Below are 25521 nucleotides of genomic sequence, written 5' to 3'. Positions count from 1 at the left end.
CGGCCGGGCAGGCCGTTCCCCGCCGTCAGCCGCGCCGCGCGCCGTCCGCCAGGACGGCGCGCAGCGTCGCGATGCGGTTGGTGGTGATGGCGGTGACGCCGAGGGCGGCGAGCCGGCGCATGGTGCGCCTGCTGTCGGCCGTCCAGGCGGCCACCTCGTAGCCCTCGGCCACGGCCCGTTCCACCGTGTCCCTGGTCACCAGGCCGAAGCGGTAGTTGAGCCAGCGGGGCCGCAGCTCCGCGAGCAGCGAGGGGCGCGGGCGCCCGGTGCGCTTCCAGGTGAGCGCGATCTCGGCGGAGCCGTCGGCGGCGCGCACCGCGCGCAGCGCGCCCGGGTCCCCGCAGTAGTACACGCGGTCCGCCGCGCCCGCCGCGCGGACGGCGGCGACGGCGGCCCCGGCGAGGGCGGGGGAACGTTCCGGCAGGTCGATCAGGGTGCGCACGGGGGCGATGACGGCCAGCGCGGCGGCGAGGGTGGGCACACCGCCGCCGGTCAGCGCGGCGACCTCCGCCGCGGTGCGGTCCGCCACCGCGGCCCGGTGGCCCCACAGCCGCTCCAGCGTTGGATCGTGCAGCACCACGGGCACGCCGTCGGCGGTCAGCCGCACGTCCAGCTCGATCGCGTCGGCGCCCGCGGCGATGGCCGAGGTGAAGGAGGCCAGGGTGTTCTCGCGCGCGAGGTACGGGTCGCCGCGGTGGGCGACCGCGGTCACCCCGGCCATGCGGCGAGGTGGGCGTCGATCTCCTCGTTCAGCCGGGCCTTGCCGGTGCCGTCGAGGAACGAGGCGGCCACCGCGTTCTTCGCGAGCGCGGCGACGCCCGCCGCGTCCAGGCCGAGCAGGCGGGCGGCGACGGCGTACTCGTTGTTGAGGTCGGTGCCGAACATCGGCGGGTCGTCGGTGTTGACCGTCACCGTCACACCGGCGGCGACCAGAGCGGGGAGCGGGTGCTCCGCCAGGGAGGACACGGCCCTGGTCGCGACGTTCGAGGTGGGGCAGACCTCCAGCGGGATGCCCCGCTCGGCCAGGAGGGCCATCAGCTCCGGGTCCCGCGCGGCGCTGATGCCGTGGCCGATGCGCTCGGCGCGCAGCGCGGTCAGCGCGTCCCGTACCGTCTCAGGACCCGTGGTCTCCCCGGCGTGCGGCACGCTGTGCAGACCCTCGGCGATGGCGCGGTCGAAGTAGGGCTTGAACTGCGGGCGCGGCCAGCCGATCTCCGGCCCGCCCAGGCCGAAGGAGACGAGTCCTTCTGGGCGCAGCTCGCAGGCCATCCGGGCGGTCTCCTCGGCCGCGGGCAGGCCCAGTTCGCCGGGGATGTCGAAGCACCAGCGCAGCACGACGCCGAAGTCACGCTCGGCGGCGGTGCGGGCGTCCTCGATGGCCTCCATGAACGCGACGTCCGGGATGCCGCGCTTCACCGAGGTGTGCGGGGTGACGGTCAGTTCGGCGTAGCGGACCTGCTGGCGGGCCAGGTCGCGGGCCACCTCGTAGGTGAGCAGCCGGATGTCCTCGGCCTCCCTGATCAGGTCGACGACCGAGATGTACAGCTCGATGAAGTGCGCGAAGTCGCGGAAGACGAAGTACTCGGCCAGCGCCTCGGGGTCCTTGGGCACGGACGTGTCCGGGTGCCGGGCCGCCAGCTCGGCGACGATCCGCGGCGAGGCGGAACCGACGTGGTGGACGTGCAGCTCCGCCTTGGGGAGTGCGGCGATGAAAGCGGTGAGATCGGTCAACGGGGCCTCCGGCGGCTGACGGTGTCCGCTCATCGTAGGCAGGGGGCCCGGGGCGGTGGACGGCGCCGTAGGGTGGGGCGTCTTCCCGTGGAGGCCCCGTGACCGCTGACCCGCAGCCCGTCCCGTTCCGGCCGCCGGCCGGCGCCGTTCCGCTGCCCGCGCAGGCCCCGCCGTTCCCGCGGCCGTACCCTCCGCCGCCGCCGCGGAACGGCGCGGGGACCGCGGCGCTCGTGTGCGGGGCGGTGTCCGCCGCGCTGTGCTGGACGTTCACGCTGAGCGCGCTCGCGCTGCTGCCGGGGCTGCTCGCGATCGTCTTCGGCGCGGTGGGCCTGGTCCGGGCCCGGCGCGGCACGGCGACCAACCGCGGGGTCGCCCTGGGCGGGCTGTGGTCGGGGGCCGGCGGTCTCGTGGTCGGGGCCGTGCTCACCTGGCTGTTCGTGGCCTGGCTGGACGAGGTGGTCCCGGTGGAGTCGGCGGCCGGCGCGGAGTACCTGGCGGCGGCGGGGGAGGAGGTCGTCTTCGGGGACGGCGTGACCGTCACGGTGGCGGAGCCCCGCCTCGACCCGTTCTCCGGCGCGGTGTCCGTGGCCGTCCGCGTCACCAACGAGGGCCGGGGGACGGCGGATCTGCGCGGTTTCGACCTCGCCGCCGCGGCGGACGGGGAGCCGATCGACGGCGGTGACGTGCGCTACGGCGCGGACGACCTGCGCGACCGGCTGGCGCCGGGGGAGCACACGGAGGTGAGCTACCGCGTGGCGCTGCCGGGCCCGGCCACGTACCTCGGCGTCGACTTCTCGCCCGGTGGTGACTACGAGTTCGGCTGCTGGGACCTGTCCTTGCCCGGCGGCGCGGGCGCGGGTGCGGACGGCCCCGGCGGCGGCATCGACGTCTGAACGGCGGCCCCGCCGCCCGCCCGTGCCGCGCCGTGTGACGAGCACCACGAGAAAACCCGGCGAAGTGGCGTAATGATCCGCGCTCCGCGCGGTCTCTCTCCCTTGAGCAGTCGGCCCGGCACGCGGGCCGGGAGTGAGGAGGAGGCCACGATGAACGAAGTCGACCGGACCGACACGGCGATGGCCTGGCTGTCGTCGGCGGCGCCGGAACCGGACGCCTGCCGGTGGGAGTGGGAGCGGCACCCGATGGGGGTGGCTCTGTTGCCCGCCGGTCGCATATGGGATGTGCTCATTCTGCCGGGGGCGCTGGGCTACCCCACCTTCGACGTGCTGACCCGCGTCCTGGACCGGCCGGGGCCCGTGCTGGCGGACCATCTCAACCACCGGATCGGATACTTCGTGCCGCCGGGCACGGCGGGCCGGTGGCTGGGCACCGGGGTGCGCGCGGCGGGCCGCGGCAGCTGGATCGTGGTGCCGCACCCGGCCCGCACGGCGAACGGCGTGCGCTGGCTGGTCCCGCCCGACGGGTCGGGGGTGCTCACCGACCCGGCCGTCCTCGAACTGGCCATGCACGAGGCCGCGGCGGTCGTGGGGCGGGCCCGGGAGGACTGAGCACGACTGCCCCGGAGCCGGGGGGGGGAGAGGGGCTCCGGGGCAGTGCTGTCGTGTTGCCGGACGGGCCGCACGCCCCGGGGGGTGTGGGGCGGGCGGAACCGGTCCGGAGGAGTGCGGGAGTCTGGCTGCTCTCGCTACCGGTTAGACCGTACGGCAGGTCGGCCGGGCGCGGCCCTGCCCGGTGCCGTATCCGCATCACATCCCCGCACGTTCTCCAACACCGTAGGGCGGCATGGAGAACCTCGGTCCACAACGCCGCGGCCTGACTCAGCGATAGTGTCGCAGGGCGCTTCTTCCGCTCGCGTCACGCGAGTGGTGAGCGAAGTAGCATGCCGAGAAAACCGGCCGGGTATCTGGTCGGTCGGCCCTGCAGGCGTAGCTCGTCCTGTGCGGTCCGCGGGAGCGGGGGTGCACGTTCGCCGCGTTCGGTTTCACCGGCTCCGCCGGGATTGACACTCACAAGACGGGTCCTGATGATGACTAGGCATAGCACTGTAGTCAAGCCTTGTGCTCGGCCCAAATTCGATCATCGGCCGCGGCAACCACGTCGAAGCCGCCCCGTCTTGCGAGGACGTCCAGATGACTGCACAGACACGCGATATGGGTGGCCCGATGGCCATCGTGAATCGCTTTACGGTCAAAGAGGACACGCGGCTCTTCGAGCGTGAATTCCTTCAGCATGCCGGGTGGTTCGGAAGTCAGGCCAGTATTGATTTCATGGCGACCTTTCAGGTGATCAAGAGGCCGGAAGTGTACTTGCACTTCGGCTTCTGGCAGACGCTCGCGGCGTTCCTCGATGCGGTGCACGACGAGACCTACCTCCTCCGGGCAGAGCGACTTGGGCGCATGATGGACACACACGCCGACCAGACCGTCAGCGTTCGCCGCGTGCTCGGCGAAAAGTCCTGCGACCTCACCACGTCCACCGCGGTCTTCATCACCCATTTCAAGGTCTCGGGCAACTGCCGGGAGTTCGAGCGGAACCTGTATGAGCGGTGCGACATCTTCGCGGAGGAAGCGAGATGGTGCGGCACCCAGGTGCTGCGTTCCATCATCTCGCCGCGCAGCTACATCAACCTGGAATGGGCGCATGCCTCGGGGCGCCTGAAGCGCGCTCACCATAACGCGCGCTACCGCCGGCTGAGTTCGATGCTCGTCGAGGCGGCGGACGTGGTCACCGAGGAGGCGCGCTGTGTTGCCAGCCAGAGCGGTGACCGCACGCTCATCGCGCCTCCCAAGCCCTCCCGGGAGGCGGTTTCACCCGCCGGGCGGCACCTCGTTCAGTGAGTCTCAGGGTATCCAGCCGGCCTCGGCGGCGATCCGCACCGCGTCCACCCGGTTTCGTGCGTTCAGTTTGGCCACGATGGTGGTCAGATAGTTGCGCACCGTGCCCACGGAGAGGTAGAGACACCCGGCGATTTCGACGGCGTCGGCTCCCTGCGCCACGAACCTGAGCACCTCTGCCTCTCTGGGCGACAGTGGATTCTCCGCCGCGTCCCAGGCGGTCAGGGCGAGTTGGGGATCGATGTAGCGTCCGCCGGCCGCCACTGTGCGAACGGCCCGGCTGAGCTCGGCCGGAGGGGCGTCCTTGAACAGCAGCCCGTGAACTCGGGCGTCCAGGGCTCGTCTGAGGGTGGCCGGCCGCCCCATGGCGGACAGAACGACGGTACGGCAGTCGGGCAGCTCCTCGTGAAGGGCGGCGGCGGCGGTGAGTCCGTTCGGCCCTGGCATGACGATGTCGATCACCGCGACGTCCGGCCGAGTCCTGCACGCCTCCCGCACAACCTCCTCGCCTCTGCCCACCGAGGTCACGACGCGGATATCCGGTTCCAGCTCCAGGAGTGCCACCAGTGCCCCCCTGATCATGTCGACATCCTCGGCCAACAGGACCTTCAAGCGTCGCACAAATTCCCCCAGGTCACGTTCAGGAATGGTCACTTCCCGGAGCGAGATCCCCTGACAGCGGAATCTCGACGGCCAAGAGCATTAGCCGTCTTAGGCGTGCGTGTTCACCTCGCCGTCAGCCGATGCCGACTGGAGGGCAAGGTTTGCAACTCCGTTCCTACTGTGCGGTGACGGCGCACTGCCTGTGGCCCTGACGCCATCGAGGCCCAGCATAAGCGGAACGGAGTCCGCGTGGCAGATCCCCGAGAGCAAACACTCTTCTTTCGGGGCTGTCGCGAGCGGTGAATCGACGACAGGAGGCGGGCTGTCGCGAGACGAAATGTTCACTGCTATGACCATTTCAGGTGATTCGCGGCGACCGCGCCGTGCGCCCGGTCCGCCCGCGGGCGACGGCCGAGTGCCCTGGCCGGAGCAGGACGCCGCAGGTCACGCGCGACGCGCTCGCTTCGACGACCTTGTCGGCTGATCGCAACGTTGCCCCGGCAGCTGGCAGCGGATCGACCACTGAGCCCGAGCCGCAATCCGTCCGCCCGGGCAAGGGGCTCGGGTGCGGATGCCGCGGCAGGAATATCTCCGCGGTAAACCGGTACGAGAAGCAACGGCGTTCAGTTGAGCGTGAGTAAAGACTGGTGACGACGCGGCGCTGCTGCAGAAGAGGCCTGTCACTTCAGAACATCCTCATCACAGAAGCTCCGCTGTCGGAACAGGCTGCCAAAGCGACGACGGATCGGTGAGCTGACCCGGATCATCGCGTTCGGGAGGGCGGGTCGCGCTATACACGGGCCGGGCTACCGACAGGTCCCCGACCGGCGCGCAGCGCGTTGCTGCCGGTGCCCGTCAGCGCACCCGGCCACCGCACCCGGCCACCGCACTCATCCGGCCACGAACGCCGGGAGATCGAGACCGGCCGCACGGTGGGGCCGGGCAGGAGGGCGGGCAGGCCGGCCGCCTGCCAGGCGCTGCGAACCGCGATGACGCCCGCGACGCCCGCGACCAGTTCGTCCTGGCCGCGGGCATCATCGCCGACATCGTCATCGACCTGGCCGGGGTCATCGGAGCACCGCGTCTGACAATGCGACCTGATCCACGAGGACACGAACGTCGGGACCTAGAAGACCTTCCGGCCCTTGAGGCGGGACTTGGCGACGACGGCGTTGTGCCGCATCGTCACCTTGCGCAGGGAGATGTCCGCCCCGTTGAGCAGCCAGCGCATCATCTTCGCCACCGCCGGAGGGCCGGGGTGGATGAACCGCTGCTGCCGTTCGGCGAATCCCAGGTGCTTGGGAACGAAGTCGGCTCGCCCGATGCGCAGGTACAGCGCGTCCGCCGCCTCACGACCGGTTACCTTCCCCAGCCTGAACGCCTCGCACTGGCCGATCGCCTCTTCGACCAGGCGGTGGTACCCGTCGTGGTCGGGCCAGGGCAGCCCGGGGTGGGGCACGTCCTCGGCTTCCTTCAGGCCCCGGTCGTTGCCGTCCTTGAGGAACGCGTCGAGGGCGTTGTACCGCCGCGCGGCACCGATGTTGGCGCCGAAGGCCCAGATCCGGAAGACCGCGCTCCACAGGTCGTGGTCGGCCCAGGAGACATAGGCCGCGTTGACCAGGTCGTTCGTGACGTCGAGGTACTTCTGCTGGAGGAGCTCGGGGTACGCGAAGCGCTGCCTGGAGAACCGGTCGTCCGCGAGGGTGTCGAGCAGCCGCCAGGCGAGGGCGTCCACCGTGTCGGCCGCACCGCACAGGGACTGGGAGAACAGGGGGTCGACGAAGCCGGCCGCCTCACCGAGCAGGAACCACCGGTCGCCCGCGCACTCCCGCGAGGAGTACTGGAGCCGGTCGGTCGCCTCCCACTCCCGTACCGGCCGGGCTCCGGTGAACTGCCGGACGACGTCGGGGAAGCGGGAGGCGTGGTGAAAGAACTCCTCCTCCGGCGTCATGTCCGCGGGCCGCGGGTGGCGCTGCGCGTCCAGGGTGAGCCCGACGCTGCACAGCGGATTCCTGGACCCGGGATGGTTATCGAAGGGGATCACCCAGAACCAGCCGTGCTCGAAGACGTGGTGGACCGTGCCCTCATACCACGGCACGGGCGGGGTGTCCGACGACGGATGGCGGAACAGCTCGTCCGTGCGCGGCACGCCCACCATGTGGTTCCAGATGGTCCGTGATTGGTGGGTGAAGCGGGTCGGCTCCTCGCGCAGCTGGAGCGTCCGCGCCAGCGGGGAGTCCTGTCCGGTGGCGTCCACCAGGAAGCGGGCACGCAGGGTCTCGCCGCTGGTGCCGGTGAGGGTGACCCCGTCGTCCTCCACGGCGATGTCCGCCACGGGGAAGTTCTGCCGCGGCGTCGCGCCGTGACCGATCGCCGCGTAGAACATGTGCGCGTCGGCGTCCTGCCGGTAGAGGTGGCTGGCGTCGTACTGAACCCCCGGGGTGACGCTGAACTGGAGGACCTCCGTTGGGTTCTGCGGGCGGTTCTCCCGGTGGTGGAGGAAACCCAGGTGCTTGCGCACACCGTGCTTGGGGCCGAGTGTCCGGGTGCTGTTGGCGAAGGAGACCAGGCTCTTGATCTCCGGTACGCGGTAGCGCTCGGCCAGCACGCGCAGCGCGACCGGGGTGTAGGGCACGGTCGATTCACCGAGGGCGGAGCGTGGGTGCGTGCCCTCGTCCACGAGCACCACCTTCGCGCCGTTGCGGGCCAGGATGGCGGCGAGCATCGAGCCGACCAGGCCGGAGCCGAGCACGGCGACGTCGTGGGCGGCATTGCTCGTCATCGGTTCTTGTTCCACGAAACCTCTCCTCTGAGCCGAAGAACGGACGGGCGGCGGCCGGCTCAGCGGGGCGCCGGGACCCGGAACGGCTTGCCGATCACCGGCCGGCCGGACAGGGACTGCTTTACCTCTTCCATGACGGCGAACTCGCCGCCGGAGACCCGCTGGCGCAGGAAGGTGCGGACGCCTTCGATGAGCAGCTGGCCGATCTCCGGGGGCGCTTCCGTCCGCGCCCACCGCAGGGCGCGCGCGATCCGGCGCGGGGTCCCGTCGCTCCATCGGTTCTCCGGGTCCTCCCAGCCGAACATCGGGGGGATGAAGTCGGACGTCTGGATGAGGTGCATCAGCTTGTCCCCGGCGGCCTTGGGGTCGGCACCGTCCTCCTGGACCGCGCGGGTCGTGTCGATGACCTCGCGCATCAGGGCGCGCAGCGGCCCGTAGTTCGGCAGGGCTCCGTCGGGCGCCTGGCGCTCCAGCCGCTCCAGCGTGGCGGGGTCCCGGGTGGCGCGGAAACTGGCGTAGGCGCGGCTGGCCTCGAAGGTGCTGAGGATCTGCTGCAGACCCCACATCCGGAACCAGGCGTCCCACAGGTGCCAGTTCCCGAAGGCGGTGTAGGAGCTGGCGACCAGGTCGTCGTTGTAGTCCAGCAGGTTCTGCTCCAGCCGCTGTACGTAGGCGAAGCGCTCGACGTCGAAGTCGTCGTCGCGGATGGCGTCGAGCAGTCGCCAGCCGAGGGCGTTGATGATCTCCATCGAGTTGGACAGCCCCCGGGAGTACAGGGGGTCGACGAAGCCGGCGGCGTGCGAGGTGAGGCACCAGCGGTAGCCGACGGTCTGCTTCGAGGAGTACTGCAGCCGTCCGGTGCGCACCCAGTCGCGCACCGCGCGGGCCTTGGCGAACTGGGGGGCGATGCTCGGGAACGACGCGAGGAAGCGGCGGAACTCCTCCTCCGGGGAGCAGTCCGGCACCGGGTGGACGCGGGGGTCAAGGTTCAGACCGACGCTGCACAGCGGGTTGGTGGCCCGCGGGTTGTTGTCGAACGGGATGACCCACAGCCAGCCGCCGGTGAAGATATGGTGCAGCGTGCCCTGGCTCCAGGGGCTCGGGTTGCCGTGGATGCCCTTGGGCATGGTGTCCTCGAAGGGCAGGACGTTCAGCATGTGGGTGAAAACCGACCTGGAGTGGTGCCGCAGCCGGGTCGGCTGCTGGCGCAGGTCGAACTTCTGGGCCAGCGGCGAGCGGAATCCGCTCGCGTCCACGACGAACTTGGCGCGGTAGGGGTCGCCGGATTCGGGGATGACGGTGACACCCTCGTCGTCGATGTCCACATCGACGACCTTGGTCCGCTGCTTGATCGAAGCACCGTACTTCACCGCCACGGACAGCATGAACGCGTCGACGTCCTGCCGGAAGAAGTGGTTGTCCGTGTAGTTCACGCGTGGCGTGATGAACTGGTTGACCTCCGCCGGATTCTGGCGCATTCCCGGCCTGTGGTAGACGTAGCCGAAGTTGCGCTTGATTCCCACGTTCGTCGAGATGTTCGCGTAGGTCATTTCATAATTGGCAAGCCATTTGATTTCCGGCACCTTGTACCGCTCGCTGACCAGCCGCATCATGAGCGAGGTGTAGGGGATGGTGGACTCGCCTATGGCGAAACGTGGGTGCGTGCCCGCATCGAGAATGAGCACGTCGGCGCCGTTGCGGGCGAGACAGGCGCCCAGGACGGTGCCGGCCAGCCCCGATCCCAGAATCGCCACATCGTACACATGAGCACTTTTGGGCATGCTTTGTCCTCCGGATCAGTGCGTGGACGTCAGGGTCCTGCCAAGCCCTGGGAACGCTAGGACCGGCCCGTGCAGTGCCACTCGTGCGCTGCTCGTGTCGCGATCGACCGGCCGTCGCATGCCACGGTCACGTCCGAATCGACCCGGACTCGAGCAGGAGACGGCACCCTTGCCGACATGGAACCCAGGTCACAGACACCTCAGACGCCATACTCGGTGATCGTCGCCGGCTCCGGACCCGCCCTGCTGCTCGTACCGGGCATGGGCGGCAGAGCCAACTTCGCGCCCGTGATGGACGCGCTCGCCGCCGAACACACGGTCATCGCCCCCGAGTACCCGGGTATCGACGGCACCCCGACCGCCGAAAAACCGCTCAGTATCGACGGGATGGCCGAGTCGCTGGCCGCCACCGCGACCGGGGCCGGGGCCGAGCGCTTCACCCTGGTCGGCTTCTCCATGGGCACGCTCGTGGCGACCCGCCTCGCGGCACGCTTTCCCGAGCGGGTGGACGGCGTCGTGCTCACTTCGGCGCTGGCCCGGCCCGACAACCGGGTGCGGCTCTTCATCGACATCGTCCAAAGCCTGGTGCGCCGGGGCGACACCGAGGGCATGGCGCGATTCACGGCGCTCTGCGGCTTCGGCCCTGACATCGTCAACGGCCTGGGTGCCGCCGAACTCGGCGGCTTCCTCAAGCAGCTTGAGGCCGGGGTCGACCCCTGCGCCCTGGAGATCACCGAGGTCGTCAGGACGGCCGACGTGACCGCGGACCTGGCGCGGATAGCGAAGCCCACACTGGTCGTCGACGCGCTGCGGGACGTGCTGGTCACCTCCGCGCACACCCGGGAGCTCGCGGCCGGCATCGCCGGCGCGGAGTACGCCGAGATCGATGCCGGCCACGTCGTACTGGCCGAGCGGCCTGCGGAGTGGCTTGAGACGGTGAGCCGGTTCCTGACCGAACGGAAACTGTGAGACGGCCGGCTCCGGGGCGGTGACGCACCGGCCGACGGCTCGCCGGGGCGGGCCGTCGGCCGGCGTGTCATCCCTTGGCCAGGAGCGACCGCAGGGGTCTGCCGATGACCGGCCAGCCGGCCGCCGTGTGCTTCAGCTCGGCCATGAGGTCGTACTCGCGCCGGGAGAGCCGTTTCCGCAGGAAGAAGGTGAGCCCCTCGAAGGTCAGGTCGCCGACCTCCTTCGGCGCCTCGTACTTCGCCCACCGCAGGGTGCGGACGATCTTGAGCGGCGAGGTGGTGGTCCAGCGCAGCTCGGGGTCGTTCAGGCCGAAGACCGGCGGTACGAAGTCGGCCCCGCGCAGGTCGGCCATCAGTTCCGCCGCGGTCGCGGCCGGGTCCGCCCGTCCGGCTCGCACCTCGCGCAGCGACTCGTGCACCCTGCGCAGCAGGTCGTGGACGGGCCGGTACTCGGAGACGGTGCCCTCGGGAGCCTGGCGCTCCAGGCGCGCGAGGACGGCCGGGTCGTGGGTGTCGCGATACTCGGCGTACGAGCGGATGGACTCGAACACGCTCATCCCCTGGGCGATGCCCCACATCCGGTAGCAGACGTCCCACAGGTCGAAGTGCTCCCACGAGGTGTAGGAACTGGCGACCAGGTCGTCGTTGAAGTCGAGCAGGCCCTGCTCCAACTGCTGTACGTAGGCGAAGCGCTCGACGTCGAAGTCGTCGTCGCGGAGGGCATCCAGCAGCCGCCAGCCGAGGGCGTTGATGATCTCCAGGCTGTTGAGCAGGCCGCGGGAGTACAGGGGGTCGACGAAGCCGGCGGCGTGCGAGGTGAGGCACCAGCGGTAGCCGACGGTCTGCTTCGAAGAATATTGCAGGCGGCCGGTGCGCACCCAGTCGCGCACCGGCCTGGCATTCCTGAACTGGTTGCCCATGTCCGGGTACTTGGCGATGAACTGCCGGAACTCCTCCTCCGGCGAGCAGTCCGGCACCGGGTGCAGGCGGGGGTCGAGGTTCAGGCCGACGCTGCACAGCCGGCTGGCGGCCCCGGGGTGGTTGTCGAACGGGATCACCCACAGCCAGCCGCCGTGGAAGACGTGGTGCAGGGTGCCCTGGCTCCAGGGCGTGGGCGGGGTGTCGTGACGCCGCTTGGGCACCGTGGCCTCGTACGGCAGCACCCCCTCCATGTGGGTGAACAGCGACCTGGAGTGGTGCCGCAGCCGGGTCGGCTGCTGGCGCAGGTCGAACTTCTGGGCCAGCGGCGAGCGGAACCCGCTGGCGTCCACCACGTACCTGGCGCGGTACGGCTCACCCGCCTCCGGGATCACGTCGACGCCCTGCTCGTCCACGTGCACGTCCACGATCTTCGTCTGCTCCCTGACCGTGACGCCGTACTTCTTCGCCACCGACAGCATGAAGGAGTCGGTGTCCTCCCGGAAGAAGTGGTTCTCCGCGGCGAGTATCTTCGGGATGGGAAACTGGTGCGTCTCCCGGGAATTCTGCCGAAGGCCCTCGCGATGGTAGAGATATCCGAAGTTTCGCTTGATGCCGCCCCTGCGCGTCACGTTCTCCTGGGCGAGCTCGAAATTGGACAGGTACTTGACCTCGGGCACCTGGTAGCGTTCGCCGACCAGCTTCAGCATCATCGACATGTGCGGAATGGTGGACTCACCGATGGCGAACCTGGGGTGTTTCCCGGCGTCCAGAAGCAGCACCCGGACGCCGTTGCGGGCCAGACAGGCTCCTAGGATGGTGCCGGCCAGTCCCGATCCCAGAATGGCCACGTCGTACGCGTGTTCCTTGTGCATCGGATTCCCTCCATGGGGATTCACCGGCTCGGTGCCGGCAGGTAGCCGTCGGTCACCAGCCAGTCGAAATAGGTGCTGAGCAGTCGCTCGTCGAGCGGATCGCAGGCTATGCCCGTGCCCGCAAGGGCGGCCTGCGTGTTGCTCGGGTCGTAGTCGATCGCCTCTTCCCCGCCACCGGCCACGAACGCGTCCAGCAGGTCCATCAGGGGGTGCAGGACGTTCTCCTCCTCCGCGTAGCTGTCCTTGAGCGCTTGCCACCAGTCTTCGATGGGCACCACGTCGAAGTCGTAGCCGTAGGACTTCATGGCGCCGCACAGATCGAGAAAGGGCAGCTTGTTGCTGTTCACCAGGTGGTAGTTCACGCCGAACTCGTGCGGCCGCAGGGAGCAGGCCACCAGGGCGCTGCTCACGTAGTCGGCCGGCGTCATCTCCACCTGCATGTCCAGATCGGGCGCCTTCCCGAGCTGGATGCAGCCCTTGATGATGCGGATGGTGAAGTGGGTGGTCAGGGCGGCGCCAGTGCGCGAGTCGCCGAGGACCCGGCCGGGCCGGTAGACGTCGACCGGGATGCCCCGGGCCCTGCCGTACGCCACCAGCCGCTCCGCGGCCCACTTGCTCTGCACGTAGCCGTTCAGCAGCTCACCGGCCTCGAAGAGGTCGTCGTCCTCGCGGACCACGAGTCGTCCTTCGGGCGGGATCCCCCACACGCCGTAGCTGGAGACGTGGTTGACCGGGGTGAGCGGCCCCTGGCAGGCCAGTCGCAGGATCTCCTGGGTGCCCACCACGTTGGACGCGCGCAACTGGTGGTACGGCTGGTTGAAGTTGACCCAGGCACCGTTGTGGTAAATGGCGTCCATCTGGTGGGCCAGCTCGTCGAACAGCTCGGCGGACAGGCCGAGAAGGGGCTGCGCCAGGTCGCCGGGGACCACCCGGACCCGCGCCTCGGCCCCGTCCCGCCACGGCAGGTACTGCTCGACGTTCTCCCGCAGCCGGGCGAGCCCCGCCGCCTCGTCGCGGCAGCGTACCAGGCAGTGCACGGTGGCCTCGGTGCGGGCCAGCAGGTCGTCGAGGAGGTACGCGCCCACGAACCCGGTCGCGCCGGTGAGGAGCACGTGCCGGGGGTTGAGGTAGCCCTGGCCGTGCGGGCCGGCCGGGCGGATGGACTCGTCGAGCGCCACGTCCGGGTCGATCACCGACGGCAGCGACATGTCCGCGCCCCCGCTCTCCCCGCCCGCCGGGGCCCCGGCCTCCTCGCCTGCCAGCAGCCGATCGAGCAGCGCCGCCCACTCGGCGAGGGTGACGTGGTCGAAGAACTGGTTGGCATAGACCATTACGTCCAGATCCCGCTTGCAGGACTTGACGATCCCCATCACCAGGAGTGAGTCGACGTGGAAATCCATCAGGTTCTGATCCGGCACGATCTCGTCCGGGAGCACGCCGAGCGCCTCGGCCAGCAGATTCCGCAGATATCCGATCAGGATGGCGGTCCGCTCGCCCGGACCGGCCGCCGCCAGCTCCGCCGGCACCGAACGCTCCGCCGCGGCCCGCCCGTTCTCGCCGGTATCCTCCGCGACGGCTCCACGGCCCGCGAACGCGGTGGTGTTCTCGTCGGCCACCGGGAAGAGGAAACGCCGCCGCTGGAACGCGTACGTCGGCAGCGCCACCGGCGGGTCGGCCGGCTTCCCGTGCAGGGCGGCCCAGTCCACCGGCTTCCCCACCGCGTGGAGCCGGCCGAGGCTCTCCAGCGCCTGCGCCGGCTCCGGAACGCCGCGCCGCAGCGAGGCCAGCCACGTCACCTCGCTCTCGGGCAGCGCCTCGGCGCCAAGACCCAGCAGGGTCCGGCCCGGACCCACCTCGAGACAGGCGGCGACCCTCAGCTCCCCGAGCGCGAGCAGCCCCTCGTGGAAGCGGACCGTGCCGCCGGCGTGCCGAGACCAGTAGCCGCGCTCGGACAGCGTGCCGGAGTCCGCCACGGTGCCGGTGACGTTGGAGATCAGCGGGACACGCGGCGGCCGGGTCTCGACCCGCGCGGCGGCCCGCTCGAACTCCTCGAGCACCGGCTCGAGCAGCGGGGAGTGGAAGGCATGCGAGACCCGCAGCCGCTTGGCTTTCACCCCCTGGCCGGCCAGCTCGGCCACGATGGCGTCCACGGCGTCCGCCGCCCCGGACAGCACCGTGGCACGCGGGCCGTTGACGGCGGCGACCGACACCTGCGCGGCCCGGTCGCCGATGGCCTTGCCGGCTGCCGCCTCGTCCAGCGGAACGGCCACCATCGCGCCCGCGTCCGGCACGCTCTGCATCAGGCGCGCGCGCAGCGCGATCAGCCGCAGCGCGTCGGGCAGTTGGAGCACCCCCGCCACCACCGCGGCCACGTACTCGCCGACGCTGTGGCCGAGCACCGCGGCCGGCGTGACGCCCCAGGACCGCCACAGTTCTGCGAGCGCGTACTCCACGGCGAACAACGCCGGCTGGGTGTACGCGGTCTGGTCGAGTGGTGAGGGTCCCTGTCCCTCGGCATCCGCGAACAGCACGTCGAGCAGCGGGCGGTCGAGCTCCGGCCCCAGCAGCTCGGCGCACCGGTCGAGCGCGGCCCGGTACACCGGCTCGGCCGCGTACAGCTCCCGGCCCATGCCGGCGAACTGCGTGCCCTGCCCGCTGAAGAGGAAGGCCACCTTCGCCCGGTGCGGGGGCAGCGCCCGGCTCACCGCGGGGCCCCGCCCCCCGGCGAGTTCGCCGAGGTGCTCGGCCAGCTCCTCCGTGCTGCCGGCCACCACGGCGGTTCTGGCGGGCTGGCGGCTGCGCCCGGTGTTCGCGGTGCGCGCCACGGCGGCGGGTGCGAGGTCCGGATGCGCCGCCAGATGCGCTGCCCAGCGGCCGGCCAGCGCCCGCAGCGCCGGCTCGTCCCTGGCCGTCAGCGTCAGCAACTCCACCGGCCGCGTCCGCTCCTCGCTCGCCGGCGGCGCCTCGCGGCCGGGGGCCTGGGTGAGGATGACGTGCGCGTTGGTGCCGCTGGCGCCGAAGGAGCTGAGCCCCGCCGTCCTCGGGCCCTCCTCGGCCGGCCAGGCCACCGGCTCGGTCACGACCCGCAGGCCGAGCCGGGGCCAGTCGACGTTCGGGTTGGGCTCGTGGAAGTGCAGGCTCGGTGGGATCTCGCCGTTGTCCAGCGCGAGCAGCGTCTTGATCAGCCCGGCGATGCCGGCCGCCGCCTCCAGGTGGCCGATGTTGGTCTTCACCGAGCCGACGTACACCGGTCGCCCCTCGGGCCGGTCCCTGCCGAGCACGGCGTCCAGGGCCCGGAGTTCGATGGGATCGCCGAGCGCGGTTCCCGTGCCGTGCGCCTCCACGTAGTCGATCTGCGAGGACTTCATGCCCGCGTCCCGCAGCGCGGCCTTGATGACATCCTGCTGCGCCTGGCCGTTCGGCACCGAGATGCCGCTGGCCCGGCCGTCGTGGTTGATGGCCGAGCCGCTGATCACCCCGATCACCCGGTCGCCGTCGGCGAGGGCGTCCGACAGCCGTTTCAGCACCACGATCCCGCATCCCTCGCCCCTGGCGTAGCCGTTGGCCGAAGCGTCGAAGGTCTTGCAGCGCCCGTCGGGGGAGACCGCGGTGGCCTTGCTGACCAGGACGTACCCGTAGGGCGACAGGATCACGTTCACCCCGCCGGCCAGCGCCAGGTCGTTCTCCCCGCTGCGCAGGGACCGGCACGCCTGGTGCACGGCCACCAGCGAGGAGGAGCAGGCGGTGTCGAGCACCTGCGCCGGCCCGCGCAGCCCCAGGGTGTGGGCGATCCGCCCGGCGATGAACGCGGCCTCGCCCATGATCTGGTAGCCGTCGATGGCCGCCGGGTCGCCGAAGTGCTGGCGCAGCCGCACGTAGTCGTTGGTGCTGGCGCCCAGGTAGACGCCGGTGCGGCTCTTCTCCAACGAATCCGGCGCGATCCCGGCCCGCTCCAGCGCCTCCCAGGCCACCTCCAGGGCGATGCGCTGCTGGGGGTCCATGCCCAGGGCCTCGGCGAGCGGGATTCCGAACAGCTGCGCGTCAAAGGAATCGACGTCGTCCACGTAACCGCCGTGCAGCACGTACGCCTTGCCGGGGGTGTCCGGATCGGGGTCGTAGTACGGGTCCGCCTCCCACCGGTCGGCGGGGAACGGGCCGATGGCGTCGACCCCGTCGCGCATCATGCGCCACATCCGTTCCGGCGTGTCGGCGCCGCCGGGAAAGCGGCAGCCGATGCCGACGACGGCGATGGGCTGGTGCGCGGCGCCGTCGCGTTCGACCAGTTCGGTGCGGAGCCTGGAGATGGTCTCCAGGGCCTGCGCCAGCTTGGCCCGGTAATCCGGGGCGCTGGTCGCAGCTGTCTGGGCGGTCATCGGGCCTCCTGTCGATCAGCGCGCCAGGCGCGCTGATCTCGTCATCGAGAAGGGCGAAAAGTTCATCCTCCGCCGGGGAAACTGAATTCCGTGCCGCGATCACTCACTGTTCCTCCGCTTAGCGGCCAAGGATGAGGAAGGGAATCGACGGAAGGTCATTCGTGCGAACGGCGCGGACTACACGATCCGCCCGGTCTCTGGAGTCGGCCTCGAACGCCGGTCAAATCGCTATGGGCGGCGGTCAACAATCGGCGGCAAGAATATCGGCGTCGGGAATTGCGGTCCTCAGCCGACGCTCTTTCCGTTCTTCCAGGCCGCCGGGTGCAGCAGCCGACCGTATGCCCCACGCCAGTAGGTCAGCGGCAGGCGTCCGGTCTCCCGCCCGCCGCCCACGATCCGGCCGATCATGAGCGAGTGGTCTCCGACGTCGACCACCTTGTCCAGCACGCATTCGACGTGTGCCACCGTCAGGCGCAGCAGCGGCATCCCCGTGACCTCCCCGGGCTCCCAGGACACCCGGGTGAATTTTTTCCTGGTGTCCGAGGCGAACAGGTCGGAGACATCGCGGCTCTGCGAGTCCAGGACGTTGACCGCGAACCTGCCGCCGTCCTGCACGGCCGTCAGGGTGCCGCTCCGGTTGCTCACCCCCGCCAGCAGCAGCGGGGGGTCGGCCGAGACGCTGCACAGCGCCGAACAGGTGAACCCCCAGGGTTCCCCCTGCCCGTCGAGCGTGGTCACCACGCTGACCCCGCTGGCGACCGAGCCCATCAGGGCCCGGAAGGTGTCCCGGTCGACCGACTGCGGCGAGAACCCCTCCGTGTGCCTCGGGTCGCCCGGCGTCTGCTCGTCCGGTGCCGTCTGCCGTTCGGCCGCCTTGGGCCTGGGTGTCGACTTCGTCGCACCGCCGGCGCGTACCGCCATCACAGTTCACCCGTCTCTGCGTGGGCGGCCAGCAGCCGCCGGTCCAGCTTTCCGTTGTCCGTTCTGGGCAGCTCGGTCCTCACCGAAAGCCGATCGACGATCATGTAGGTCGGCAGCCGCTCCGCGCAGTGCCGCTTGACGCCGAGCAGCGACACCGACCGGCCCTCGGCGGGCATCACGACGGCGTGCAGGTAGGCCGACAGCCCCGTGCCCACCACCACGACGGCCGCCTCGGCGACCGAGTCGAGTGAGGCGATGGCCGCCTCGATCTCACCCAGCTCGATGCGGTGCCCGCGGACCTTCACCATCTGGTCGCGGCGGCCGATGTAGTGCAGGTTCCCCGACGCGTCGCGGCGGGCGAGGTCCCCGGTCCGGTACGGCCCGCGCTGCGGCTCGCGGCCCCAGTAGCCGAGCATCACCGTCGGCCCCGCCACCACGATCTCGCCCTCGACCTCGTCGTCCGGGTCCAGCCGCACCGTGTCGCCTGAGCAGGCCCGCCCGATGGGCAGCGGCCCCTCCTCCTTGAGCACGTCGTCGGTGACCTCGTAGGAGGTGCAGACGTTCGTCTCGGTGGGGCCGTACCAGTTCATCAGCCGCACCGAGGGCCACTCACGGCGCAGCGCCCGTACGTGGTGCGGCGCGAAAGGCTCGCCGGCGAAGAGGCAGGCTCGCAGGCTTGCGGGCGGCGGGCCGTCGAGCAGCCCGCCCTCGCGGATCATGAGGCTCAGCGCGGAGGGTACCGAGTACCAGACGCTGATCTCCCGGGCGTTGAGGAAGTCCACCAGCTGAGTCGGCGCGTAGGCCAGTTCCTGGGGGACCAGGTGCACCGAGGCGCCGGCCAGGAAGGCGGCGTAGAGGTCGAAGACGGAGAGGTCGAAGTTGAAGGGCGCGTGGTTGGACAGGCGGTCGTCCGGGACGATGGCGAGTTCATCCGACGCCCACTCGACGAAGGCCAGGGCGTTGCGGTGGCTGATGCAGACCCCCTTGGGGGTGCCGGTGGAGCCCGAGGTGTACAGGATGTAGGCCGGATCGTCCGGCGCGTTCCGGTACGGCACCGGCCGAGCGCCCTCCGGCGCCCGCGCGCGCAGGTCTCCGAAGCCGAGCAGCCGCGCCGGCCAGTCCTCGGTGCCCGCCTCGGCGGCGCGGCGCAGCGCATTCTCCTCGCCTACCACCAGGGCCGGAGTGGCGCTGGCGACGATCAGCCGCAGCCGGGCCGGCGGGTTGGACCCGGTGACCGGCACGTAGACGGCCCCCACCCGCAGCGATGCCTGCATCAGGCCGATGGCGTCAAGCCCTTTGTGGCTCCATATCACCACCCGGTCGCCGGGCCGCACCCCCTCGTGCACCAGCGCGGCGGCATAGCGGTCGGCCAGCCGGTCGAGTTCGTCGTATGTCGCGGACCCGTCGGGTCCGTGGACCGCGAGCGCCGATGGCGACCGCCGTGCCGAGTTGATGAGCAGGTCGTGAAGTCTCACAGTCCAAGCTCCCTCGCGATGAGTTCCCGCTCGATGTCGGAGGTGCCGGGGAGCGGCGCCGAGGGGCGGACTCCCGGCCCGATGGTGAGTGCGAGCGGCGGCAGAGCCGCTTCTTCCGGGGAACGCGATGATGGACGACAGCCTGCTGAAGGAAGCTTGAGTGACGGTCGCGGTACGGCTGAACGCCCGGGAACGACCGGGTCTCCAGGCATCTTCCAGGGCGCGCTGCCACGCTCCGGCTGATCATCGATGACCAGCTGGACTTCCGGGCACAGCGAGGAGACGCCCATGAGTACCCCATCGAGCCGCGGTCCCGTCGACGGACCCGCCCACGACGTGATCGTGCTCGGCAGTGGCCTGGCCGCCGCGACGCTGGCGGCCATTCTGGCGCGGCAGGGCATCGGCGTCGTCATGGCCGACGACTACAGCCGGCCCCGTCTGCCGAGGGGCGAGATGCTGGGGCGCCAGGCCTCGCTGCTGCTGCGGATGATGGCCACCCGCTACGGCGTCCCCGAACTGGCCTCGCTCACCTCGCTCCGCGAGCTCAGCGAGGCCACGGGCCCCACCGGGGGACAGGAGCGGTGCCACAGCTTCCTTTACCACCGGCCCGGCAGCGCCCTGAACCCGGCCGAGACGCTTCAGGTGAGCCCTCCCAAGAGCGTCCCGCCCGAGCCCATGCTCTACCGGCCCCACGTGGACGCCTACCTGAGGGACACGGCCGTCGCCCACGGCGCCACGGAAGCCGGCGGCTCCGCCGTCACCGGCGTCGAGGTCACGGCCGATGGCGTGCGGGTGACCACGGCCTTTGGCGACACCCTCACCGGGCGGTACCTGGTGGACGCCGGCGACGGCGACTCGGCGTTCGTCGCCGCGTACGGGCTGCGCGAGGAGCCCACCAGGCTCAGGCTCCGCACCCGGTCCCTCTACATGCATCTGTCAGGCGTGCGGACCATCAACGAGGTCTACCCGGGCCCGGAGTTCCAGGCGCCGAACCCCTGGCACGAGGGCAGCACGCACCACCTGTTCGACGGCGGGTACCTCGGCGTCTACTCCTTCGGCAACCGTCCCGAGTCCACCAACGACACCACCGCGGTGTGGCTGAACCTGGACGCCGACCGCTTCCCGCCGGGCGCGTCGCCCACGGCGGAGTTCCGCGCGTTCCTCGACCGCTACCCCAGCATCTCGCCGATGTTCGAGTCGGCGGAACGGGTCGCGGAGTCGGCCACCTCCGCCCGCCAGCAGTACTCCTGCACCACCACCGTCGGGGACCGTTGGTGCGTCATCGGCGAGGCCGCCGGCTTCGTCGACCCGTTCCTCAACAGGTCCCTGGTCACCAGCCTGGAACTCGTCAACGCGGTCGCCTGGCGGCTGGTGGCCGCCGCGCGGGACGGCGACTACTCCCGCGACAGGTTCGAGCCCGTGGAGCGCATGGGGCGCCAACTGCTGGACCAGGACGACCGGTTGGCGTCCCTGATCATGGCGTCCACCCGGGAGCACGTGATGTGGAGGGGCGCGCTCGCGGTGATGGAGACCGGCCTGCGCTTCGGTCAGTTCGTCGTACAGAACGCCGCCAACGTCCTCGTCGAGACCGGCAGCGACGACGCGCTCAGGCAACTGGAGAACATCGAGTACTTCGGCTCGGTCTTCCCGGGCCACAAGGGCTACAACGAGCTGCTCACCTCGGCCCTGACGGAGTACCAGGCCGTCGCGGCCGGTGACAGGGACCCGGACGCCGCCGCCGAAACCGTCTTCCGGTGGCTCGCGGAGGCGGAGTTCATCCCCGGCTTCTTCGTCCTGGAGCCGACCGAACGCTTCCCGCAGCTCTCGCCCGCCGACATCCAGCGGCTGGAGGACTGGGCGCGCGGCGAGGCGCCCGCCGACGTCGGAGCGCTCGCCCTCACCGCCATCGAGACCATCCGCAGGGAGATCGCCCGGGCACGGCGGGCGTAGCGGCCAGGGGCCGGCGGGTACGCCCCCCCGTTCCGGTGCGTACCCGCAGGAGGCATGAGAGCCCTGCCGCCCCTACAGCGCCTTCACGATCCCGCCGTCGATCAGGTAGTCGGTACCCGTGATGTTGTTCGGCGAGGCCAGGAAGACAATGAGCCGCGCCACCTCCTCCGGCGTGGTTATCCGTCCCGTGCTGGGGGCGAACATCTCCGTCAGCCGCGCCTGCAGCATCTTGTGGGGCACACCCCGCGCCGCCGCCAGCCGTCCGATGAGCCCGTCCGGGGCGTTCCACACGCCGGTGCTGACGGGTCCGGGCGAGACGGTGAGCGCGCGCACCCCGTCTCCGCCGAACTGCTCGGCGATGACCTTGGTGAGCGAGGTGAGCGCCGCCTTGGCGATTTGGTAGTCGATGGGCCCCCCGGTCGACTGGCGGGCGGCGGTGGAGGAGACGTTGACGATGGTGCCGCGCCGCTCGATGAGGCTGGGCAGGACGGCCCGGCTGACCCGCAGGGCGCTGTAGAAGTGCAGATCGAACGTGTGCCGCCAGGCGTCGTCGGGCAGTTGGAGCAGGTTCTGAAGGGCCCCCTGTACCAAGTCCCCGCCGTCGCCGACGCCGACGTTGTTCACCAGGATGTCGATGCCTCCGAGTACCTCCGTGGCGCGTTCGACGAGTTCCCTGGCGGCCTGGTCCGTGGTCAGGTCCACGGGGACGTGCACGGCCTTGGTCTCCGCCAGCTCGGGGGTGCTGCGCCGCGAGGCGGCCACCACGCTGACCCCCTCGTCCAGCAGTTGCCGAACGGTCGCCAGGCCGATGCCCTTGCTGCCGCCGGTGACGACGGCGGTCTTTCCGAAAAGGTGCAGGTCCATGACTGAGCCTCTCTGCCGTTCCGTCAGGATGCGTTCACCATAGCGGACTGATCGGTCCGGGACCAGTCGGTCCGTCACTAGATTTCCGCTACTGTGGACCTCGAGGAAGGTGACGATGACATGGCGAGAAAACCCGACCCGGGCGCGCGCGAGCGGATCCTGGCAGCCGCCTCGCGCCTCTTCTTCGAGCACGGCGTGCGCGCCGTCGGACTGCAGCAGATCATCGATGCCTGCGGTTGCGGAAAGAACCTGCTCTACCGCGAGTTCGGCAGTAAGGACGAGTTGGTCGCCGCCTACCTCGAACGCTTCGCCTGCGACTGGCAGATCCTCCTGGAGGAGGCCACCGAGGCGGCTCCTCAGGACCCCGCCGGGCAGTTGGCCGAGATCGTCGAGCGCGTCGCCGTGCGGGCCGGCGGCAACGGCTTCCGGGGCTGCGCGCTGAGCAACGTCCACGCCGAGTTCCCCGACCCCGACCACCCGCTCCACCGCTACGTCGTCGACCACTACGCCGCCCGGCTGGCGACCCTGCGAGACATCGCCCGCCGCACCGCGGCGCGCGAGCCGGACGCACTGGCGCGCCGCATCTCCCTGATCATCGACGGCATCAACACCAACGCCGGCATCCTCGGCGGGGACGGCTCCCTGACCGCTGCCGTCGCCTTCGCCCGCGAGGCCATCACCGTCGCGACCGCGCCCCCTCAGGGCGCGGCCGACTCGCCTGCCGGCAGGTGAAGCCCTCGCCGGCGAGCGGGTTGGCGCCGGTGACGAACGACGCGGCCTCGCCGAGCGGGAAATCGGCGGGGCCCAGCATCTCGTCCACGGTCGCCACGCGCCCCAGCGGCGTGGCCGCCTCGAACGGCCGGACCGGGCCGGTCACTTCGGGCGGCGAGCTCATCGGCGTGGCGGTGTGGCCGGGGCACACGCCGTTCACCCGGATCGATCCCGGGGTCGCACCACTCCGTGGCCAGGCCCCCCGTCAGGTGCGTCACGACGGCCTCGGACGCGTTGTGGTGCGCCTGGCCCGGTCCCCCGGTTGGCGGGTGACGTCGGCCGGCGAGGAAAGGTTGACGAGCGCGCCGCCGCCGTTGCGCAGCAGGACGCATGCCTCGGCCTGGCAGGAGAGGAAGACGCCGGGTGAGGCCGACGTCGGCGACCCCGCTCCACTGCCCGGGGGGCATCGCCACGGCCGCGACCGTGCCGGAAAGGCCGCTGCGCGGCAGATCGAGGCAGCCGATGCCGGCCCCTCTCGGCCGGGCTGATCGCCAGTCGTCGCCCGGGTGCGCCGAGGCTGCCCACGCGCATGATCAGGCGGTGCGCCGCCGCCTCACGCGGTCTCGTCGAAGACGTCCGGGAGATCGCCCGTGAGGAACCGCTGGATGCTGGGGGCGATCACTTGGACCACCGCGTCCAGGCGCATCGTGGGCAGCGGCTGCGTCTTCACGACGTACCTGGCCAGCGCGAGGCCGACGAGCTGCGTGCCCACCAGCGCGGCGCGCGCCTGCGGGTGCGGCCGGCCGATCGCCCGCGTGATGGGGGCCAGCACCTCGCCGACGATGAACGACCGGACCATGGTCGCGGCGGCGTCCCGGGTCACGGCCGACCGCAGCACGCTCAGCAGCTTGTCCCGGCTGGGCTGGGTCTCCCACATCTCGAGGAAGCCGGCCGCCAGCCGTTCCCCCATACGCTCCTCGGCGCCCTCCACCACCATGGCGAAGTCCTCCGGGTGGAACGCGTCCCGCATCACGGCCTCGAAGAGACCTTCCTTGCTGGCGAAGAAGTGACGCACCAGCGCGGGATCGACCTGGGCCTCCCGGGCGATGGAGCGGAGCGAGACGCCCTCGTACCCCGCCTCCGCGAACCGCTTCATGGCCACGCTCAGTATCACGTCGCGGCTGACAGTCTTGCCGGGCCTGCGGCCGGGGCGCTTGCCGCTGCCGCTCACCGGAGCCCTCTCAATGCTCACGAGAACCTCTCCCACACCGGGCGGCCATCACTCCCAGACCGGATGCCGGCCACCCGGGCGCGCGGGGAGAGGGGCAGGCCGACGACATCGGTTCACGCATGGCAGTCACGGAGCCTACCACCGGGCGCGGCCGACGGCTCGTCGGTCCGGTGGAGTACGACGCCGCGGGCGAAGAGGCGGGGCAGCCGGTGGGCGGGGGCGGCGCCTCGCGGTCGGCGAAGTCCCGTCGTGTCTTGCTGTGTTGACGGAGCGTTCACTTGCGCAGCGGGCCTGACTGCGTCATGCTCAGAGAAATTCCACACCTAGGGAAATATCCCGGGCCGGATGGCCCGACTCCTTGAGAAGGAGGAGATGTGTCCGCACAGGAGGGCCAAAGCCGAGCCGCAGCCCGGACGGCCACTGTTCTCGTGGCCGGGCTGTTGATGGCGCAGGCTGTGATGCTCGTGCTGTTCGCCTGGCCGAACGCGCGGACGGAGCCGCGCGACGTGCCCATCGCCTTGGCCGGACCCCCGCCCGCGGTGGAGCAGGTGGCCGCGACGATGGAGGAGCGGCTGCCCGGAGCGTTCACCATCCATCGCGTCGCGGACGAAGAGGCGGCGCGGGAGCGCATCGAGGAACGTGACGACTACGGGGCGCTGGTGCTCGGCGCGGAACAGCCCAGGCTGCTGGTGGCGACCGCCGCGAACAGGCCGATCGCCACCCTGCTGGAGGCGGTCGCCACCCAGGCCGCAGGCGGTCAGGTGGCGGTCGAGGACGTGTTTCCGGCTCCGAGCGACGACCAGCAGGGGGCGGCTCTGACGATGTCGATGCTGCCGATGGTCCTGCTGCCCATGATTGTGGGCATTCTCCTCAGCCAGCTGGTGCCCTACCTGCGCTGGCGGCTCGCGGGTGCGCTGACCTTCTCCGTGGTGGGCGGATTCGCCTGCGCCGCCGTGCTCCAGGGGTGGATCGGAGTCATCGAAGGGTCGTACGCGTCCAACGCGGGCGTTCTCATCCTGATGATGAGCGCCGTCAGTCTGACCCTCGTCGGCGCCGGAGCGGTCGGCCGCACGGTGGGCGTCGGACTGGGAGCGCTCGTGGTCTTCCTGTTCGGCAACCCGTTCAACGGCGTGGGCGCGGGACCGGAGATGCTGCCGCAGCCATGGGGCGAGATCGCGCAGCTGCTCCCCGCGGGCGCCGGCGGTCAGCTGCTGCGGTCCTCGGCGTTCTTCGACGGGCACGGCAGCGGGGAGCAGGTGCTGATACTGGCGTGCTGGGTCGCCTTCGGCGTCCTGCTGACGCTCTGCGCGGGGTGGTTCCGGAGGTCGTCCGCGCGCCGGGGCGGCGAGGCGGACCAGGAGTCCCAGGCGCGTCAGGCGCTCCAGGAGACGCGGACCGCCTGACGGAGCCGCGAAGCTCCGGCGGCGCGGCCATCCAGACGGCACGTGAGGGAGTCGGGTACCCCCCGGTCCGACTCCCTCGCGTGCTTTCGCGCGTGCGTGCGTCCCTGCGGCTCACCGGGCGCTGGACGCTGGACGCCGGGTCA

Annotated in this window: 19 protein-coding genes; 7 read left to right on the top strand and 12 right to left on the bottom strand. The window is 70.8% G+C overall.

Annotated features, from left to right (window positions below; translation table 11 throughout):
• Positions 1–25: 25 nt before the first annotated feature.
• Complete coding sequence (locus RM779_RS00410; RefSeq protein ID WP_311614561.1) at positions 26–721, bottom strand: glycerophosphodiester phosphodiesterase; 696 nt, start codon at positions 719–721, stop codon at positions 26–28.
• Complete coding sequence (locus RM779_RS00405) at positions 709–1731, bottom strand: adenosine deaminase (protein WP_394813196.1); 1023 nt, start codon at positions 1729–1731, stop codon at positions 709–711. The genes RM779_RS00410 and RM779_RS00405 overlap by 13 nt, the downstream gene beginning before the upstream one ends.
• Positions 1732–1829: 98 nt before the next feature.
• Here RM779_RS00405 and RM779_RS00400 point away from each other — a divergent pair, with 98 nt between their 5' ends.
• The 3 genes from RM779_RS00400 to RM779_RS00390 all read left to right on the top strand — a co-directional run bounded on the left by RM779_RS00400 (position 1830) and on the right by RM779_RS00390 (position 4526).
• Positions 1830–2624 (top strand): hypothetical protein, encoded by a 795-nt coding sequence (locus tag RM779_RS00400; RefSeq protein WP_311614557.1) that lies wholly within the window; start codon positions 1830–1832, stop codon positions 2622–2624.
• A 150-nt stretch (positions 2625–2774) separates the two neighbouring features.
• Complete coding sequence (locus tag RM779_RS00395; RefSeq protein ID WP_077058569.1) at positions 2775–3236, top strand: hypothetical protein; 462 nt, start codon at positions 2775–2777, stop codon at positions 3234–3236.
• Between the two features lie 582 nt (positions 3237–3818).
• Positions 3819–4526: a hypothetical protein gene (locus RM779_RS00390; protein ID WP_311614554.1), complete on the top strand. Its 708-nt coding sequence runs from the start codon at positions 3819–3821 to the stop codon at positions 4524–4526.
• A 3-nt stretch (positions 4527–4529) separates the two neighbouring features.
• Here RM779_RS00390 and RM779_RS00385 read toward each other — a convergent pair whose 3' ends face one another.
• The 3 genes from RM779_RS00385 to RM779_RS00375 all read right to left on the bottom strand — a co-directional run bounded on the left by RM779_RS00385 (position 4530) and on the right by RM779_RS00375 (position 9689).
• The gene (locus RM779_RS00385; protein ID WP_311614552.1) at positions 4530–5144 is read right to left on the bottom strand and encodes a response regulator transcription factor; all 615 of its coding nucleotides are present in this window, start codon (positions 5142–5144) and stop codon (positions 4530–4532) included.
• A 1108-nt stretch (positions 5145–6252) separates the two neighbouring features.
• Positions 6253–7923: an NAD(P)/FAD-dependent oxidoreductase gene (locus RM779_RS00380; protein WP_311614551.1), complete on the bottom strand. Its 1671-nt coding sequence runs from the start codon at positions 7921–7923 to the stop codon at positions 6253–6255.
• Positions 7924–7967: 44 nt separating this feature from the next.
• Positions 7968–9689 (bottom strand): NAD(P)/FAD-dependent oxidoreductase, encoded by a 1722-nt coding sequence (locus RM779_RS00375; protein WP_311614550.1) that lies wholly within the window; start codon positions 9687–9689, stop codon positions 7968–7970.
• A gap of 177 nt (positions 9690–9866) precedes the next feature.
• Here RM779_RS00375 and RM779_RS00370 point away from each other — a divergent pair, with 177 nt between their 5' ends.
• Complete coding sequence (locus RM779_RS00370) at positions 9867–10658, top strand: alpha/beta fold hydrolase (protein WP_311614548.1); 792 nt, start codon at positions 9867–9869, stop codon at positions 10656–10658.
• A 67-nt stretch (positions 10659–10725) separates the two neighbouring features.
• Here the strand turns inward: RM779_RS00370 and RM779_RS00365 are convergent, their stop codons facing one another.
• The 4 genes from RM779_RS00365 to RM779_RS00350 all read right to left on the bottom strand — a co-directional run bounded on the left by RM779_RS00365 (position 10726) and on the right by RM779_RS00350 (position 19219).
• Positions 10726–12450, bottom strand: coding sequence for a tryptophan 7-halogenase (locus RM779_RS00365; RefSeq protein ID WP_311614547.1), 1725 nt, complete (start codon positions 12448–12450; stop codon positions 10726–10728).
• Between the two features lie 20 nt (positions 12451–12470).
• The gene (locus RM779_RS00360; protein ID WP_311614546.1) at positions 12471–16823 is read right to left on the bottom strand and encodes a type I polyketide synthase; all 4353 of its coding nucleotides are present in this window, start codon (positions 16821–16823) and stop codon (positions 12471–12473) included.
• Positions 16824–17108: 285 nt separating this feature from the next.
• Positions 17109–17744, bottom strand: a complete 636-nt coding sequence (locus tag RM779_RS00355) for a flavin reductase family protein (protein WP_311614545.1) — start codon at positions 17742–17744, stop codon at positions 17109–17111.
• Positions 17744–19219: an amino acid adenylation domain-containing protein gene (locus tag RM779_RS00350; RefSeq protein ID WP_311614544.1), complete on the bottom strand. Its 1476-nt coding sequence runs from the start codon at positions 19217–19219 to the stop codon at positions 17744–17746. The genes RM779_RS00355 and RM779_RS00350 overlap by 1 nt, the downstream gene beginning before the upstream one ends.
• Before the next feature lie 288 nt (positions 19220–19507).
• Between RM779_RS00350 and RM779_RS00345 the strand changes: the two genes are divergently transcribed.
• The gene (locus RM779_RS00345) at positions 19508–21169 is read left to right on the top strand and encodes an NAD(P)/FAD-dependent oxidoreductase (RefSeq protein WP_311614543.1); all 1662 of its coding nucleotides are present in this window, start codon (positions 19508–19510) and stop codon (positions 21167–21169) included.
• A 72-nt stretch (positions 21170–21241) separates the two neighbouring features.
• Here the strand turns inward: RM779_RS00345 and RM779_RS00340 are convergent, their stop codons facing one another.
• On the bottom strand, positions 21242–22033 hold the full coding sequence (locus RM779_RS00340) for an SDR family NAD(P)-dependent oxidoreductase (RefSeq protein WP_311614542.1): 792 nt from the start codon (positions 22031–22033) through the stop codon (positions 21242–21244).
• Between the two features lie 120 nt (positions 22034–22153).
• Here RM779_RS00340 and RM779_RS00335 point away from each other — a divergent pair, with 120 nt between their 5' ends.
• Complete coding sequence (locus tag RM779_RS00335) at positions 22154–22765, top strand: TetR/AcrR family transcriptional regulator (protein ID WP_311614541.1); 612 nt, start codon at positions 22154–22156, stop codon at positions 22763–22765.
• Here RM779_RS00335 and RM779_RS00330 read toward each other — a convergent pair.
• Both RM779_RS00330 and RM779_RS00325 read right to left on the bottom strand, forming a co-directional pair.
• Complete coding sequence (locus RM779_RS00330; protein WP_311614540.1) at positions 22710–22928, bottom strand: hypothetical protein; 219 nt, start codon at positions 22926–22928, stop codon at positions 22710–22712. The genes RM779_RS00335 and RM779_RS00330 overlap by 56 nt on opposite strands.
• Before the next feature lie 429 nt (positions 22929–23357).
• Positions 23358–23996, bottom strand: a complete 639-nt coding sequence (locus RM779_RS00325) for a TetR/AcrR family transcriptional regulator (RefSeq protein WP_311614539.1) — start codon at positions 23994–23996, stop codon at positions 23358–23360.
• A gap of 407 nt (positions 23997–24403) precedes the next feature.
• Here RM779_RS00325 and RM779_RS00320 point away from each other — a divergent pair, with 407 nt between their 5' ends.
• The gene (locus tag RM779_RS00320) at positions 24404–25378 is read left to right on the top strand and encodes an ABC transporter permease (RefSeq protein ID WP_311614538.1); all 975 of its coding nucleotides are present in this window, start codon (positions 24404–24406) and stop codon (positions 25376–25378) included.
• The last annotated feature ends 143 nt before the right edge of the window (positions 25379–25521 follow it).

The sequence above is a fragment of the Streptomyces johnsoniae genome, from assembly GCF_031845565.1.
In the GTDB taxonomy this organism is placed as follows: Bacteria; Actinomycetota; Actinomycetes; order Streptomycetales; family Streptomycetaceae; genus Streptomyces; species Streptomyces johnsoniae.
This window is presented reverse-complemented; position numbering and strand designations above follow the sequence as displayed.

Coding starts and splice junctions, on each gene's coding strand:
- RM779_RS00410 (WP_311614561.1), bottom strand. CDS start 721: ATGGCCGGGGTGACCGCGGTCGCCCACCGCGGCGACCCGTACCTCGCG.
- RM779_RS00395 (WP_077058569.1), top strand. CDS start 2,775: ATGAACGAAGTCGACCGGACCGACACGGCGATGGCCTGGCTGTCGTCG.
- RM779_RS00390 (WP_311614554.1), top strand. CDS start 3,819: ATGACTGCACAGACACGCGATATGGGTGGCCCGATGGCCATCGTGAAT.
- RM779_RS00375 (WP_311614550.1), bottom strand. CDS start 9,689: ATGCCCAAAAGTGCTCATGTGTACGATGTGGCGATTCTGGGATCGGGG.
- RM779_RS00370 (WP_311614548.1), top strand. CDS start 9,867: ATGGAACCCAGGTCACAGACACCTCAGACGCCATACTCGGTGATCGTC.
- RM779_RS00365 (WP_311614547.1), bottom strand. CDS start 12,450: ATGCACAAGGAACACGCGTACGACGTGGCCATTCTGGGATCGGGACTG.
- RM779_RS00360 (WP_311614546.1), bottom strand. CDS start 16,823: ATGACCGCCCAGACAGCTGCGACCAGCGCCCCGGATTACCGGGCCAAG.
- RM779_RS00355 (WP_311614545.1), bottom strand. CDS start 17,744: ATGGCGGTACGCGCCGGCGGTGCGACGAAGTCGACACCCAGGCCCAAG.
- RM779_RS00345 (WP_311614543.1), top strand. CDS start 19,508: ATGAGTACCCCATCGAGCCGCGGTCCCGTCGACGGACCCGCCCACGAC.
- RM779_RS00340 (WP_311614542.1), bottom strand. CDS start 22,033: ATGGACCTGCACCTTTTCGGAAAGACCGCCGTCGTCACCGGCGGCAGC.
- RM779_RS00335 (WP_311614541.1), top strand. CDS start 22,154: ATGGCGAGAAAACCCGACCCGGGCGCGCGCGAGCGGATCCTGGCAGCC.
- RM779_RS00330 (WP_311614540.1), bottom strand. CDS start 22,928: ATGAGCTCGCCGCCCGAAGTGACCGGCCCGGTCCGGCCGTTCGAGGCG.